The organism is Streptococcus sp. HMSC066F01 (genome assembly GCF_001837335.1).
Classification (GTDB): Bacteria; Bacillota; Bacilli; order Lactobacillales; family Streptococcaceae; genus Streptococcus; species Streptococcus oralis_S.
On sequence record NZ_KV832101.1, the window covers coordinates 1 to 1169 of the forward strand.

1 pseudogene is annotated in these 1169 nt (G+C 42.7%); it reads left to right on the plus strand.

Features of this window, described 5'->3' with window-relative positions:
• Nucleotides 1-32: 32 nt before the first annotated feature.
• Nucleotides 33-1169, plus strand: a pseudogene (locus HMPREF2655_RS03040) (VWA domain-containing protein); the annotation flags it as partial.

A 1169-nucleotide genomic window follows, 5' to 3' on the forward strand; every position in this document is an offset into this window, starting at 1 on the left:
GAAGAAATCGCAATAGGATTTCAGAGAAAATTATGAGAGATTTCATTAAAAAGGTCTCCATTCTGTTTACGATTCTGTTTCTCTCTGTGCCATTAGGATTAGCTAGTTTACATTTCGGTCGTGGTGCGGCTGATGAAACTGAGGTAGTTCGAGTAGGAGATAATACGGAAATTATCCAGAATGGATGTTATCGTAAGATAAAGAAATCAGAAAAGACGGAATGGACAGTTCCGCGTAAACCAATTGACTTGGTTATCCTGCAGGATGCCAGTGGATCATTCCGAGAAACGATTCCAAGTGTCAAACGTGCTCTTAAACGGTTGACGACTTATGTTAGCCCAGAACAATACGATGAGACAAATCCTTATCTCGTTAAGACTGACGACCCTCGAACAACTGACCGGGTCTTCGTTGCTTCTTACCAAGGTTTGGATCAGGTGCGTTACTTTGAAAACAATGATTTTAGTGGTAACCCTGCGAACGTATATACTGATGCGAATTCGACTGGAAAAAACTACACCTATGGCAATAGTGGCTTAACAAGCGATCAAAATAAAGTTCATAGCTTCATTGATAATATTGCTGTTGATGGTGGGACCCCAACTGTTCCTGCGATTGATGATACAATCGCTCAGTACAACCGTGTCAAAGGCAATATGGAAAACGGTCGGAAGACGGTCTTCCTCCTGGTAACGGATGGGGTAGCCAACGGTTACCGTCTGCCAGGGACTAACACAGTGGTTATGGACAAGAGCTGGACAAGAACAGATGCTATTCAACGTGCTTGGGGAGTAAATAGCTATCCAGAAGCGGCTCAAGATATTACTGGTCGTGCCAATGAGTTGAGAGATGCTGGTGATCAGCTGAAAGCAGCGGTTGGTTCAGAAGGTTCTGTGGTTGTAGGTTTCTGGGAACGTGTTGATAATTTCACTGAACCATATTATCAATATGGTCCAGCTTATCTAAATGGTTTCGGTAACACTATTAATATTGGGGACAACCGTTCAGTGCAAGCCATCTTCCACGACGCACTTCAATCGATGGCTTCACCAGATAAGGTTGTGAACGGAAAGAACGTTTCCTTCTATGTTAATGAACAGAATAACATTGATGTGTTCTCACAAAAGATTTTAGAATCTGTAGCTGCAGCGTTGATCAAGGAAGACATC